This window comes from Novosphingobium pentaromativorans US6-1 (assembly GCF_000767465.1).
Lineage (GTDB): Bacteria > Pseudomonadota > Alphaproteobacteria > Sphingomonadales > Sphingomonadaceae > Novosphingobium > Novosphingobium pentaromativorans.
Map to the genome: position 1 here is coordinate 3,367,729 of NZ_CP009291.1, position 12,723 is coordinate 3,380,451.

The window sequence follows — 12,723 nt, forward strand, 5'->3', positions numbered from 1 at the left end:
AACGCCATTGAATCGCAGTCAGACGCTATATGCCAGCGAGGCAATGATCACAGAGCCATCTGTCGCCGGATAGCCGTTGGCATATGTAAACACGGTGGCGCCGCTTTCACCGGCGGGTCCCAATACTTGCAGTCCCGCGCCGCTGATCGCGTTCTCACGCCCGTGCCCGACATAATCCCCACCGGCAATGCTGAAGGGAAGGGTGAACTTCACGCTGACTGCCCCGGTCCCGTTCGCAGTGATGGTGATCGTTACCGAGCAGAACACCATCCGGCCGATCTTCGTGTATGTGCCAGTTGCGGAATACGACGATATCGATCCAGACCCAGCCGTAACCGTGGGCGTCCACGTACCCTCCTCATAATCATCCAGCGTGTTGGGATCGGTGCTGGGCGATTGCGTGGCAGGAAATGAAACTCCGGATCCGGACGCGCTGGGAGCTGTGCCGACGCCGATAGTATCGGTGAACTGAGGCCGCGTTGCACGCGCAAGAGAACCGGAGCCAGTCCCTGCGGCCAGGCTCAGTGTCCCCCCACTAAAGGAAAGATCGGAGCCCATCGAGACCGCCGACCACGCACCTGCGCCGGAACGATAGTAGATCGTGTTCGTGCCGCTCAGTGCCGAGAGAGCATCGAGATCTGCATCCCAAGCCTGGACATTTGTCCCGATCGTCAGGCCGAGGTTGCTGCGCGCTGTCGCCGGGTCGACCACGTCGGACAGATTGCTCGCGGAAAGCAGCGCACCTTGCAGGTTATGCTCGAGCACATACCAGTTCGCGCCGACGCTGGCCTCGGTCCCGCCTGCATTGTCAGCTGAGCAGATCAGGAAGTCACCCACATCGACAGGCTTGCCAGACCCGCCGCCGATCTTGCCGGATGCGGTAATGGCGTAGGAATCGCCTTTCAGCCCGGCCGGATAATCAGGATCGGCCGAAGCATCGATGCCGCCGATGTATTCGAGCAGGCCAACGACTTTCGCATCGATATACGCCTTGACCGCCGCCTGCGTCGGCAACAGCGCCGAACTGTTCGCGGCGAGGGTACTGTCATTGTCGTAGTCCAGCGTTCCGCCAGTGCCGACGCCGAGCGCGGCGCGCCAGGTCGCACCGCTTGCACTGTTCACTATGGAAAGCGTGAAGGCGCTAGGCGTGGCCCCGCCTGCATATGCGGAGAGTACAGCGCCGGCAGAGATTATGCCGGTTACGTTATCATACGAGAGCGTGGTGTCGGCGCTCAGCGAAGTGCGGGCGCGGCTCTGTGTGAAGTAGAGGTTCGTGACGCCTTCAGCGACATCATCTGTCGTCAGGTCGCTGACTGCGGCTGCAAGTGCGTCGAAGTCTGTCTGAGAAGCCCTTGGCCTGTCCGGATAAACCTGGACGCCCCGCAAGGGGATGCGCGATCTGTTGAGAGGGTTGCTCTGGCGCTGTTGCATGTAGCGAATTGGCCCCGGGCGGGAGAGGTTTCGCCCGGGGCCAGCCCCCGTCAGCCTTCGGCCGACTTATCGTCGGAAGAAGAAGCGGTGGAGGCGGTGCGACCCCCGCGCTTTTTCTTCTCTTCGATCGGATTGCCGTCTTCGTCGAGCCAGGTGCTGCCCGGTGCGACGGTGTCGGGCACAGTGAACTTCTGGCCCTTGTAGACCATGCGACCTTCGGTCGACACGTAAACCGGCTCGCTCGCGGTGTAGGTTACGGTGCCCATTACGCACCCCCGTAGGAGTTGTTGGTCTGGCGCGCCATGACCGGGCCGGCAGTGATCTTGCCGGTGGTCGGAGCGGTGCCGGTGACGTCGTAATACAGGCGAACGTAGCGCGCCTTGGTTCCCTCGGGGAACTCGTAGGGCACATCGAACTGATAGCCTGCGACGAGATCGGCAGCAGCGACGACCTTGCCGCCCTGGATGGTGGTCCAGGTCGAGTTATCGGGCGACGTCTGGACCTGGACCTGCAGCGAGGTGAGGTTGTTGAACGCCTCGGTCACGCTGACCTGCAGCGGAACGCCGCCGCCGATCCCGATGTCGCGGGTCAGGGCAACGCTGCTGCCATACGGGGTGCCGGTTGCGCCCAGATCGATGACGTTGGTCGACGCGGCATCGGCCGTGATCGCCTGATCATCGCTGAGCAGAAGGCTGTTATCGAAGATCATGAGTAATCCTCCTTCTCAGGCCGGGGCTTACGCCACTGCCGTTTCGGTGTTGAGCAGCGCGTCGGTCTCGCGGATCGGCATGCCACGCCAGGTGAGGACTTCCTCGCCCTGGATCTCCATGGGACGCAGGCGGACGGCGGAACCGGTCGCGGTGCTTTCCGCGTCGAGCGCCTCCATCATCGTGCTGTTCATGTAGATGACGGTACGGCCGGGGCTCATCTCGCCGGGCTTTTCCATCTTGTAGGAGCGGCGGCCCTGCAGCTTGTAGTAGGCCTTGCGCATCAGTGCATTGACGCCAACGTTACCGGCAATGACTTCCGAGACGTCGATGTTGGCGACGCGGGCATTGAAGCGCCAGTCCTTGACGGTCACGCCTGCGTGCTGCGTGAAGATTTCTTCCTTCACGTAATAGGGGTCGCCATTCGCGTCGGTCACACGCTGCTCGCCCTTGTCCTCGCGTACGACGCCAGCCGGGATGTTTTCCGGGGTGAGCATCGAGGTCTGGCCGTCGCCATGGGTGACGAACCAGATCGAGGTGTTGTCCGAACCCGAACCAGCGCCGTCGATGACGTTGTTGTTCGCCAGCGAGTTGTAACGCGGCGCGAGGCCGTGGAACTGCTTGCCGTTGATGTTCACGTTCGAATAGAACACGGCGCTTTCCAGCGTCTGCGCGATGATTTCAAGGAAGCCGCCGGCTTCCATGAGGCGCAGCTTGGCTGCCTGATCGGGCTTGAGCTTCAGGAGGCGCGTGTCGACGGCCGACATGCCTTCGATGAAGCCGGTCGTGTCCTCGACCTGGGTATAGGCACCCTTGCTCTGGGCGATGCCCTGGTAGAGCGCACCCCACGAAACCGACGGCAGGCCGGTGCGGATCGACGAAGCGTGCTTTGCACCCTTGTTACAGGTGATGACGTTCGCGTCCTTCATGAAGGGCGTGAGCTGCGTCAGAGCCTCGACAACATCGCCGATGCCGTCGCCGCCCGCATTCAGGACACTGATGAGGTCCCAGTAGGAGTTGCCGAGAATGGCCATAGTAGTTTCCCCTTAGTCGTTGGGATACATCCGCTTCTCGACAGAGAGCGGGGTTGCAGGATCTGCGCCGGAGCGCGGGAACCCGTCTTCGGACGCCATCTCGCCGATCTTGCGCATCATGCGCACCATCTCGGGATGATTGCCGAAGCCGGTCTCGGTGAGCACCTTGCGGAATTCCGAACCCTCGGGATAACCGAGCGCGTCCAGAGCCTTCGCGCTGAGGTGCAGCGTCTCTTCAAGCTTTGCGCCGCCGATGTCGGGATCGGCCTTCGTCGCATCGGCCCAATCGGACTTCTGCTTCGCGCCGGCGTCGACGAGCTGTTGCAGCGTCTGGTTCGCCACGCTGTCGCGGAACTTCGCGGCGGCGGGCATGATCTTCTGGGCCTGCTCGTTGGTAAGCCCAGCTTCCTTGAAGATCGGCGTCGCTTCCTCGATCGCAGCGGGATCGAGATCCATGCCTTCGACCTTCAGCTCGTAAGCCTCGGGCACGACAGGATCGCCAGCCGCGGGCTTTTCTTCGCCGGGCTTGGGATCGTCCGGCTTCGCGTTCGGATCGGCCGGAGGATCACCAGCCGCAGGCTTGGGCGCTGCCGCGCCGCCGAGCAGCGACGTTTCGCCATCATCCTTGGGGCCGTCAGCAGGCGGGGTGCCGGGCGCGGGATCAGCCGGAGGGTCACCAGCCGGCGGCGTTGCAGGCGCGGCAGGATCTGCAGGGGCAGGGGCAGGGGTCGCAGGGGCGCCACCGGTGCCGGCGTCGTGATCAGGGGCACGCATCAGGCGGCCGTGCAGTCGCTCCATCGCCGTCGGCCGGATATGGCCGGACAGGATCGCCACGCGGGCGGTCTTATTCGTCGATGAATTCTGCATACGGGTCGCGTCGTTTTCGGGGTCCATGGGTTCTCTCCTTCGGATCGGGGTTCATCGCTTCGCGGATCGCTGCGCTGATCGTTGCCAGGGCCCCGGGAGTGCGGAGCGCTTCAGGCTGGCCTTGCTCGACCATCTGCAGGATCTCGAACCCCAGGCTCCGGCGCCCCTCGATGAAGCTGAGGTCACGCTCTATTGGCCCATGAGCGGGACCTTCATGAGCGAGGAGGCCCGCACTTTGAATCGCAGCGAAAAGGAAGCGGCGAAATTCGGGACGAGCGAGCAGACACTCAGCGTCTTCCCGCGAGATCTCTGACATCAGGACATCGCCCCGGTCTTCGGATCGACCGTGCCGTCACCGAAGCGCTGCGGTCCGCGCGGCTGCTTGTTCTTGGCTCCACCGGCGATCATCGTCCCGGCGATTCCGCCGAGCGCCGCTGCACGTCCTGCCTTGCTGGTGAGCATGCCCATCGGGTTCGCGGTGCACATGGTCAGCCTCCCATCATGGCGGCGAGCGCGCTGCGGCCGCCTGCATCGGTTTCTGAAAGGAGCTTGGCCGCGTCGGCACCGTCCTTGACGGCCGGCATCATGGCTGCCGCCTGTGCCGCCTGTTCCTGCTTGGCGCGGTTGGCGCGCAGTTGCTCGACCTCGGTCTCATCCCGCAGGATGCGGCCCGGGACGCCGAGCCGGTCGTAGTATTCGCGCAGCGCCTCGTCGGTGTTGACGTTGTCCATGACTTCCGGCTTGGCCGCGGCGAGGTTCCCGGCCATGCCAAGGGCGCGCTCGATCTGGCCGGCGCCAACGGCACGCTGCATGCGCGCAAGGATCGAGACGAACTCGACATTGATCTGCGCGCCGCCAGCTTCAGCGAGCGCGGCAGGGGGAGGCGGCAGCAACCCGCCCCGCATCATGATTCCGAAGGTGCGGTCGATCGCTACGTGCAGCTTCTCGCCGTTCACGCTATCGATGACTGGCCCGAGCTGGGTCAGCTTTTCCTCGTTGCGGCTGGCGATTTCCTCGATGTTGCGTGGCTGGATGCCCCGCATGTTCGTGATCGCGTTGAACAGGTCGGCAAACGACGCACTGTCGATCTGCTGGTAGATCTTCTCGATCTTGCCCTCGATCGCCTGCACCGCCTGGTAAGGGATCTGGTATGCTGGCATGGCCGCGTACTGATCGAGGTTTGGCACACTACGCGTGGCGCCGGGCTCGCCGGTTACGCGAATGCCCTGCTTGACCAGCATCTCGGGCTTCACCAGCTTGTCGACGGCTTCGTTCAACCGCTTTGCGTGGAACTGCAGCTCGCGCAGCGCAGGCAGCGCCTCCATGCCGGGAGAGACGCCATAGGTGTCACCGCCGATCGTGCCCCAACGCGGCGCCCAGAACGGCTGCTCGTTATAGCCGCGCACGTCCATCATCCGGCCCGCTTTGTCCTCGGGCAGCCAGTAGGCCGAGATCCACGGCTTCGAACCGAAGCGACCGGGGATGTACTCGCGATTGGGCTCGATCAGGTTGTAGTAGGTGAACGACTGGTCGCTGCGCTTGCCGGTATAGGCCTGCTTGACCAGGTCTGGTGCCTTGCCGCCGAAGGCTTGCACCAGCTGGCGCGCCGACATCGTGCATTCGCGCACAAGCGTGTCTGGGGTGAGGGCGTCGGACAGGCCGATCCAGTATTCGCCCGCCGTCATGGCATGGCACACCGAACCAGCGGTCATGTGCTCGGCCATGACACAGGCCTCGGTGCCGAACAGGCCCATCTCGGCATAGCCCGATTTGGCCGCGCCGTAGAAGTTGGTGCGGGCGAGGAAAGCGTACATCGCCTTCTCGCAATCGGAGAGCCACCCGCGCACGCCGGGGAGTTCGTTCAGGTCCTCGTCGGCCAGACGTAGCGTGAACCACGGGCTGGACGATGGCGTAAGCCCGCTCGTCATTCCGTTCGCGAGCGTGCGGAACGCCTCGATGCCGTGTGGATCGAGCAGCCGGTTATTGCGCGTGCGGCGTCGCGTGCCTTTGTTGCTCTCCGAGGCAAGGAAGCGCGACCGGGCCGGCTGCGCGAAGCGCGAGATGTCTCGCCACTCCGCCTCGTAATCCGAGCGCAGGCACTTGAGCGCGTCGAGGCGAGTCTGGCAATGGTCGCGCAGGTCGCTCATCAGCCGAGCGTCGGCGTCCCGACGGAGGGCGAGCCCACCGTTCCCGAGGGCGACGTCATCAGACCGGCGATGATCGCGCGGCGACGACGGCTGTTATCGGTCGATCCCTCGGGCGCGCCGTTGTCAGGCAGCTTCATGGCCTGGCGTTCGGGGACGGATGGGATGTCAGGGGTGCCGGTGCACATCAGCGCGCTCCTGTGATTAGGCCGAGAAAGCCGATTGCGAGGATGAAGCAGAGGCCGAGGTGGAACGTCTGGCGCTCGAACTCGATCAGCTCGTCTGCCATGAAACGAGCACGGTCCTTGACTGCGATGTAGGCGATCCATGCCCACATGCCGCCGCAGTAGACTGCAGCGAGGATGAGCAGGGCGATGATGATGGCGGCCAGGAACGTCATTCGACGATTCCCCAGTCCTCGCACAGAAGGTCGCTCTGCGACGCTACCCACGGCACGACGTCGCCCTGTGCGGTCTTCATGTCGATGTGCGGGCGGTAATCGATGCCTGTGCCTTCGGGATAGATCCCGAGAAGAGGCGGACGATTGACCTTGAAGTGCGAGCCGGGGACAAGGAACAGGAACATGCCCTTGCCGTTCCAGCCAGCGCGAGAAACGCGCTTGCCGTCTTTCAGTGCCACGAGGGCAGAGCCGAAATCCATTGATGCCTCCTGATGTCAGGAGGCGGTATGCGGCCTATCAGTCTGGCGTTGAATCGCGCGCGGACACTACCATTCGTCGTCGCGGCCGAAGCCTATGGGACGCGGCATGCGCCAAATCTCGTTGCCGTCTTGATCGAGTAGACCGGTGCGCACAGGCTCATGCATATCCACTTCGGGCACCGGCTCAAGGCGCTGGCCCTCCCACCACTCGCAGTCCGCTGCCCGGTGCGCGCGCGAAACATACCGGGGCATCGTCAAAGTCCCTTGTACGGGTCGTAGGGTTCAGGCGTCGGATCCGGGCACCGCGGCATCTCTGCACCGCCATTCTTGTGAAAACGCTCCACCAGGACTGTCATGTTGTTACGAACCCAATCACGCGGATAGCCGAGCGAGCCAAGGGACTTGAGCCACGCCTCCAGCGCTGGATCAAATGTCGTCATATGGATCATATCCTCCAGAATTGGCCTGCATCTCTTCCCACACTTCAGCCTTCACGGTTGAAAGATTGGCGAGGCAGCACGCGTCGCCGTCATCGGGTGAGTGGCCCAGCCGCTTCTTTTGCTGCTCTTTGGGCTCTATGAAGATACCGGCTGGGCGAAGCTCCCATCGGTAGCTTGCGAGGTCGCGTCGTAGACGGGGATCGGGCGGCAATGCGATCGGGTTTGGATTTTGCGGGTCGAGCTCTTCGCGCATTCCCCAGATCACCTCGGCGCGCAGGTTCACAAACTTGAGCGTGCCATCTGCCGTCGTCCCCTTCGATCCGTTGGCAAAATTCACCGGAACGACCTGCACACCATTGGCCGTGAGGAAGTTGCAGCATGAAAGCCCCCAGCCGATCACGTCAGCATGCACAACGGCACGGTCCTTGCGGTTTTCGATTACCTTGGCGGCTGCTATCGGCCCGGCGCGTTCTTGCGGGATCTCTATGCCGGGAATGCGAACCGGCTTCGCGAACCAGGTCCCATGACGCGGGTAGATCGTCATATTGTCCTTGCCGCCGGCAGCCGGGTCGACGCCCATACTATCCATAGGACTCGGTGCTTCCTTCGGCGCCCAGCGCGCCATGGCCGCGTCGATCCATGTCGTTGGAATAACCTGCCAGGGATCATCCTGCACGCCCGCATTGAAGTCGCCTTCCAGCATCTGGGAGCGCAGTGGCTCCGGTAGCGATTGCAGCGTCTGGATGTAGCCCGAGCGGACATAGAAGTAGTTGTCGGTAACGCGAGACGGGATGAAGGTCCGAGACCGCGCTGTAATCACCTTTTCAGGCGAGAACTCTGACGGATCGAAATCATACAGTGGCTCACCGCGAAATAGCACGAAGGGCCGGTCGTCCTCGCATTCCACATCTTTTCCGCGGATCGTCGTGAACCAACGCAGCTCGCCTGGCTTGGCTGGATTCGGGTGGTTTGGATCAAGCCATGGTCCGAAGTAGTCAATCACCCAGCGGCCCTCGGTCGTGGTAGGCGGATTGAATGTCATGAGCACGCGGCATCGCTGGATCGGATCGTTCGAACGGGTCCAGCCCATGGTGAACCGCACTTGCGTTTCGCGCTGCTCCGTCACCTCGTCGTAAGCTTTCAGGTCATGGGGGCGCCCCTGCCACTTCTGGTGATCGGTTGGATTGTCCAATCCCGCGAATTCAATCAGGCGCTCTCCCACACGCCATGCCGACTTCTGCGAGTTGTAGCCGCTGGTTGACCCGAGAATCTCAGTAAGACGCTGGATGATGCCTTCGGTCTGCGTCTTCTCCCGGCGGAAGATGGCAGAGCGCTTGTGCTCGGTCAGCGCGAGCCCTGAGATCAGGTCGGACTTACCGCCACCGGCTGCACCGCCATAGCCCGTCACAAACGCCAGACTGTCCGCAGCCTCTGACTGCCTGCCAACCTGCGCGCGCCAGATGTGGTGTGCAAGGTCAGCTTCTAGCAGCGCGTCGATCTCCGCGCGCAGTTCGGGCGATGCCGCGTAGTAAAGCGCTTCCCACTCAGCCGGCGTCGTCGGCAGGCTCATCGCCCTGTTCTCCGATCATGCTGTGGGCTTGCGCTGCTATCGCCGCGAGACGCGTAAACTTGGCAACGTCGTCCAGCTCGATCTTCTCGCCGTCCGCATCAGCGTGCTTCACCGTTGTGGCGTCCCCGTACTTTTTCGGCTGGAGCTTGCCGGCCATCCACTTGCGCGCATCGATGCGTAGCTTCGACCGCTGGACATGCTCCGCGTCGAACGCCTGGTATTCCGAGCCGTCGTCACGCGTGCGTGTGACATAGTCGTTGCTACCATCGTCGGCGATGTCGAGGATCTCGTCGAAGATCGCATCAGCCTGCGCCTCGCGCGCGCGCGCATAGCGCTCCGAAAAATCAGGGTGTAAGTCGCGGGAAAGCCAATAGAAAACTGTGCTCTGCGCAGGTATCCCGTCGTCTAGGCAGATGCTGCGAAGACTGCGCCCCTCCACCAATGCGGCGCAGATGCGGTCAGCGATCTCTTCAGAGTAGGCCGATGGCCGACCAATCTTCGCGCCACTGGCCCGCATGGACTTGATGGCCTCCTGCACGTCCTCGCGAGCGAGAAGAGCCGCAGCCTTTTTGGCAGCAACACCTGACGACACCCGATAGCCAGCACGAATATATGCTTTCGGCCCGTCCAGGTCGACGAGGTACTCCTCGACGAACCGCTGCTGCTTCGGAGTGAGCGGCTTACTCACACTGCCCCCTTGCGAACCTGCACCTTGCCGCCTGCGCGCGAACCGGCGCCGCACCCGCGGGGCACGTGGCGGCTGGTCGTCTGCTGGTTCGGCGCTTTCATGGTCCACTGGCCTGTAGCGCAGATCTGCACACGCCTGAATCGCTGGAACCGGATCACCTTGATCAGGCCGCGTTCCTCAAGCCTCTTGACCACAGTCGGTGCGCCGCTCGACGAGCTGCAGCCGATCATCATCTCCAGGTCGAGATTGAGCGGGCAGGGCTCTCCGGCCTCAGCCGCCCGGCACAGCTCATCATAGATGATCGTCTCGTTCGGCGTCATCTCGGTGCCGGTGCGCGGATTGATCGACCGCATTTTCATTCCCCTTCCTCACGATTGCCGCGCCCGTAGCGGCTGAGCCCAAGACGCCTGACCTGGCGCCGGTAGTTGGTCGCCGGCTGCACCGTGACGACCACGAAATTCCTGATGATGATCCGCTGGCCGCCCGGCAGGCGGACGCACTCGCAGCCGAAGTCGGCGGCGCACTGGACGGCTGGTGTCGAACGCGCCGCGCGAGCCTCGTCCTCCGTGCAGCGCCGTACGCTCTCCATGTACCGGCTGATGGCGTAGCTCGACACCCGGATCATGCCGCGCTGTCCTCCTCCCAGAACAGGCGGCCGTCGCGCTCAACGATCCAGCCTTGCGAGAGCCCGATGCGCTTCAACTCCGCGCTCAGCGTTTCCGGATCGGGCAGCGGCTCGGTCCTGATCGGACGCTCTGGGGCGACGAGGCGCAGCATCGGCGGCGTCTTGGGCCGGTTGTACCAGGCGAGGTCCTCGCGCGTCGCCTCGATGATCGCGGGCACGATCTGGGCATGATGCGTGCACTTCATGCGCGCCGCGCGGATTCCTGCCTCGAAGATGTGCAGGGGAAGATGGGCGAGCGTCTCGAGCGCGACGTCGAGCCATTCGTCCGCCTCCTGGGGCGACATGCCGACCGGACGCACAAGGGCGAGACTGGCTGACAGCATGGCTCCCATAACCATTTCCGGTTCATCGTTCACCGATTGCGATCCTTTGCTGGTGTTGTTCCTGATCAAGCCTGCGCTGGCGGCGGCGCTCTGCCACTTCGAAGCCGATCTGTTTCGTCGATGGGCGCTCAGGTGCGCTGCCCTGGTGGAATGAAACCCGACCGGCAGCGCGCTCTGCCTCCGCCTTCAGGCCCGCCGTGATCCACTCCACCGGGTTTTCCGGCGTGTGCTTCTGGCACCGGGCCAGCACGGCGATTACCACGCTCTCGTGGTAGTTCTTCTTCCAGCGCCCGATGATCGAGCGGGCAGGCTGCTCCTTGTGCCCGGCATCCATCAGGATCGTCAGGCCGGTCCGGAAAATCGTCGCCGCAAAATCGAGGGCCAAAGGAGGCGGCGCGTCGTCGCGCCCGTCAGCTTTAGCTGACGGAATATCTCTTGTTCCCTTGTTCCCTTGTTCTTTTGTTGTCCGGTCGCTGTCCGGTCGCTGTCCGGTTTCCTGTCCGGCTGCTTGTCCGGTCTTGGTTTCGACGTCCTGATATTTGGCGTAGTTGCAGATGGTTATGATCGTCTTGCCCTGTCCGGTTGCCCGTCCGATCATTTGTTCGGTTTCGAGACGGGTCAAAAACCGCTCCACCGCCGAAGGGGACCAGCCCCATGCTTCGGCCAACTGCGAGCGGCTGGCGCAGAGCTGCCCGCGCTCAAGCGAGATGACCTTGCCGCTGATGTCATAGGGCGTCGGCTTCCAGCATGCCTTGGCAACCAGCCAGAAGAACGCGCGAAAGCGTTCCCCGTCCTTCAGGAGGGGATGATCAAGTGCGTCTCGCTCCATGACGATGAAGCCCGTCAAATGACGATCTCCACGCGCCCGGGCGTCGCCGGTTCGTGGAACTCTGGGTAGGGCACGAAGCGCTTGTCGTTGACCTTCAGGGCATCGGCGATGCCGTCGAAGATCGGCTTCATGCGGTTCATGAAGTTCGCGCGGTCGCTGCGCCTGTCGGGCGGATAGAAGCGCACGACGATCTTGATGTCGCCATCCGCCGGTACCGCTGGATGGGCCTCCAGCGCGGCTACGAAGGCCCATGCGCGCCACTTCTTGGTAATGGAGGCCTTGCGCCGCCAATGGCCCTTGGCGTGCCCAGAGAGCGCAGACGGAGGGAAGGGGAGTTCGATCAAGGCTCTACCCCCACTGTAACGCCCATCATGAAATCCAGCTCGTCAGCAGAGCGGGCGGCTTTCAGGACGCAAGGCGCGTTCGCCATCCACGCATCAACGAAGGCCTGGTCGCGCATGCCGACATCGAAGAATGCCTTGACCGAGTGGATGGCCGTGCTGTGGTCGCGTCCGCCCATGAATCGACCGATCTGCGGGTAGCTGTTCCTGCGCGCCCGCAGCACCGTTGCTGTGAGTTGCCTGACGCGCACGATGTCGCGCTTGCGCGATTTGCCGATGATCTCTCCCACCGTGATACCGAAGGGATCGCCACACCGCTCCATGACGTCGTTTATCGTGATGGCAGGCCAGGCAGGGACACGCTTGACCGGCGGTGGAGGGACCACATTTTCCCGGCGAAGCACGACAGCCAGTCGCCGACTTCGCTCCACGACAGAGGACGCAAGGTGGCCGATGGAGCGCGCGTAGTCCTGCTCGGGCTCGTCGTCAGCCTCCTCGGCCCATTCTTCCTCGTCGACAGCGCGAAGCGCCGCACGGCTGGCAACGAGGCCGGTCCAGTCTTCTCGCCATCCGCGGATCTTTTCCAACGAGGGCGCGGTCGTGTAGCGATCGAGCACACGAGCGCGGACGGTAGAGGCGTCGGATATGTACCGGACCAGCCTCTGCGCATATGCGGCGGCGGTTACGGGCTCGGAATCCGGAAGGCCGCAGCTCGCGAACCATTCGGTATTGGCGGTGCGACCGCTCAGGATATTGCGTGCAACCATCAGTCGCCTCTCAGAACATCATCATCTGCGGATCGTCGTTGTTCGCGATCCAGTGGTCCCGGGCAGCACGCGCGCTCTCCAGCGCGGTGGCCGCATCATCGTGCTCGGCGGTTGCCCGCTGCAGCCGCACGGCGGCACGCTCGACGCGCTGCTCGCAAAGCGTGACGATCGTCTCCAGCCGGGGAAGATCCGGCTCGGCTGGTGTCAGGCCGGGAATGTCTGCCGCACTCGCCATGG

The 12,723-nt window shown here is 63.3% G+C and carries 22 protein-coding genes; 1 reads left to right on the forward strand and 21 read right to left on the reverse strand.

Going from position 1 to position 12,723, the window contains the following annotated elements; all coding sequences use genetic code 11:
* Positions 1-18 precede the first annotated feature (18 nt).
* From JI59_RS15740 to JI59_RS15760, 5 genes are read right to left on the reverse strand one after another with little or no spacing between them, the layout of a single operon-like run.
* Positions 19-1,431: a hypothetical protein gene (locus JI59_RS15740; RefSeq protein ID WP_007011683.1), complete on the reverse strand. Its 1,413-nt coding sequence runs from the start codon at positions 1,429-1,431 to the stop codon at positions 19-21.
* 50 nt (positions 1,432-1,481) lie between these two features.
* Positions 1,482-1,697 carry a hypothetical protein gene (locus tag JI59_RS15745; protein ID WP_007011682.1) on the reverse strand — a complete coding sequence of 72 codons (216 nt, stop codon included), beginning with the start codon at positions 1,695-1,697 and terminating at the stop codon, positions 1,482-1,484.
* Positions 1,697-2,140: a Bbp16 family capsid cement protein gene (locus JI59_RS15750; protein ID WP_007011681.1), complete on the reverse strand. Its 444-nt coding sequence runs from the start codon at positions 2,138-2,140 to the stop codon at positions 1,697-1,699. The genes JI59_RS15745 and JI59_RS15750 overlap by 1 nt, the downstream gene beginning before the upstream one ends.
* A 27-nt stretch (positions 2,141-2,167) precedes the next feature.
* Complete coding sequence (locus JI59_RS15755) at positions 2,168-3,172, reverse strand: major capsid protein (RefSeq protein ID WP_007011680.1); 1,005 nt, start codon at positions 3,170-3,172, stop codon at positions 2,168-2,170.
* A 12-nt stretch (positions 3,173-3,184) separates the two neighbouring features.
* Positions 3,185-4,066: a hypothetical protein gene (locus JI59_RS15760; RefSeq protein WP_007011679.1), complete on the reverse strand. Its 882-nt coding sequence runs from the start codon at positions 4,064-4,066 to the stop codon at positions 3,185-3,187.
* Between JI59_RS15760 and JI59_RS27115 the strand changes: the two genes are divergently transcribed.
* The gene (locus tag JI59_RS27115) at positions 4,065-4,352 is read left to right on the forward strand and encodes a hypothetical protein (protein ID WP_038576329.1); all 288 of its coding nucleotides are present in this window, start codon (positions 4,065-4,067) and stop codon (positions 4,350-4,352) included. The genes JI59_RS15760 and JI59_RS27115 overlap by 2 nt on opposite strands.
* A 2-nt stretch (positions 4,353-4,354) precedes the next feature.
* On the opposite strand, the gene JI59_RS27120 is transcribed toward JI59_RS27115, so the two are convergent.
* The 16 genes from JI59_RS27120 to JI59_RS15845 all read right to left on the reverse strand — a co-directional run bounded on the left by JI59_RS27120 (position 4,355) and on the right by JI59_RS15845 (position 12,721).
* A complete protein-coding gene (locus JI59_RS27120) occupies positions 4,355-4,525 on the reverse strand; it encodes a hypothetical protein (RefSeq protein ID WP_007011677.1) in 171 nt (56 codons plus the stop codon).
* Positions 4,526-4,527: 2 nt separating this feature from the next.
* Positions 4,528-6,186: a portal protein gene (locus tag JI59_RS15770; protein WP_007011676.1), complete on the reverse strand. Its 1,659-nt coding sequence runs from the start codon at positions 6,184-6,186 to the stop codon at positions 4,528-4,530.
* A complete protein-coding gene (locus tag JI59_RS15775) occupies positions 6,186-6,371 on the reverse strand; it encodes a hypothetical protein (protein WP_038576332.1) in 186 nt (61 codons plus the stop codon). The genes JI59_RS15770 and JI59_RS15775 overlap by 1 nt, the downstream gene beginning before the upstream one ends.
* Positions 6,371-6,583, reverse strand: a complete 213-nt coding sequence (locus JI59_RS15780; RefSeq protein WP_007011674.1) for a hypothetical protein — start codon at positions 6,581-6,583, stop codon at positions 6,371-6,373. Before JI59_RS15780 ends, JI59_RS15775 begins: the two co-directional genes overlap by 1 nt.
* On the reverse strand, positions 6,580-6,843 hold the full coding sequence (locus JI59_RS15785) for a DUF2829 domain-containing protein (RefSeq protein WP_007011673.1): 264 nt from the start codon (positions 6,841-6,843) through the stop codon (positions 6,580-6,582). The genes JI59_RS15780 and JI59_RS15785 overlap by 4 nt, the downstream gene beginning before the upstream one ends.
* Positions 6,844-6,909: 66 nt before the next feature.
* Complete coding sequence (locus JI59_RS15790; protein ID WP_038576333.1) at positions 6,910-7,095, reverse strand: hypothetical protein; 186 nt, start codon at positions 7,093-7,095, stop codon at positions 6,910-6,912.
* A gap of 2 nt (positions 7,096-7,097) precedes the next feature.
* Complete coding sequence (locus JI59_RS15795; RefSeq protein ID WP_138921273.1) at positions 7,098-7,283, reverse strand: hypothetical protein; 186 nt, start codon at positions 7,281-7,283, stop codon at positions 7,098-7,100.
* Positions 7,270-8,853 (reverse strand): hypothetical protein, encoded by a 1,584-nt coding sequence (locus tag JI59_RS15800; RefSeq protein WP_007011670.1) that lies wholly within the window; start codon positions 8,851-8,853, stop codon positions 7,270-7,272. The genes JI59_RS15795 and JI59_RS15800 overlap by 14 nt, the downstream gene beginning before the upstream one ends.
* Positions 8,828-9,541, reverse strand: a complete 714-nt coding sequence (locus tag JI59_RS25690) for a terminase small subunit-like protein (RefSeq protein WP_007011669.1) — start codon at positions 9,539-9,541, stop codon at positions 8,828-8,830. The genes JI59_RS15800 and JI59_RS25690 overlap by 26 nt, the downstream gene beginning before the upstream one ends.
* Positions 9,538-9,900: a hypothetical protein gene (locus tag JI59_RS15815; protein ID WP_007011668.1), complete on the reverse strand. Its 363-nt coding sequence runs from the start codon at positions 9,898-9,900 to the stop codon at positions 9,538-9,540. The genes JI59_RS25690 and JI59_RS15815 overlap by 4 nt, the downstream gene beginning before the upstream one ends.
* Positions 9,897-10,166, reverse strand: a complete 270-nt coding sequence (locus JI59_RS15820) for a hypothetical protein (protein ID WP_007011667.1) — start codon at positions 10,164-10,166, stop codon at positions 9,897-9,899. The genes JI59_RS15815 and JI59_RS15820 overlap by 4 nt, the downstream gene beginning before the upstream one ends.
* Entirely contained in the window at positions 10,163-10,582 is a 420-nt protein-coding gene (locus JI59_RS15825) for a hypothetical protein (protein WP_007011666.1), read from the reverse strand. Before JI59_RS15825 ends, JI59_RS15820 begins: the two co-directional genes overlap by 4 nt.
* Positions 10,572-11,396 carry a hypothetical protein gene (locus tag JI59_RS15830; RefSeq protein ID WP_007011665.1) on the reverse strand — a complete coding sequence of 275 codons (825 nt, stop codon included), beginning with the start codon at positions 11,394-11,396 and terminating at the stop codon, positions 10,572-10,574. The genes JI59_RS15825 and JI59_RS15830 overlap by 11 nt, the downstream gene beginning before the upstream one ends.
* Complete coding sequence (locus JI59_RS15835) at positions 11,393-11,722, reverse strand: RusA family crossover junction endodeoxyribonuclease (protein WP_007011664.1); 330 nt, start codon at positions 11,720-11,722, stop codon at positions 11,393-11,395. The genes JI59_RS15830 and JI59_RS15835 overlap by 4 nt, the downstream gene beginning before the upstream one ends.
* Positions 11,719-12,486, reverse strand: coding sequence for a helix-turn-helix domain-containing protein (locus JI59_RS15840; protein WP_007011663.1), 768 nt, complete (start codon positions 12,484-12,486; stop codon positions 11,719-11,721). The genes JI59_RS15835 and JI59_RS15840 overlap by 4 nt, the downstream gene beginning before the upstream one ends.
* A gap of 10 nt (positions 12,487-12,496) precedes the next feature.
* A complete protein-coding gene (locus JI59_RS15845; protein WP_007011662.1) occupies positions 12,497-12,721 on the reverse strand; it encodes a hypothetical protein in 225 nt (74 codons plus the stop codon).
* Positions 12,722-12,723: the final 2 nt, after the last annotated feature.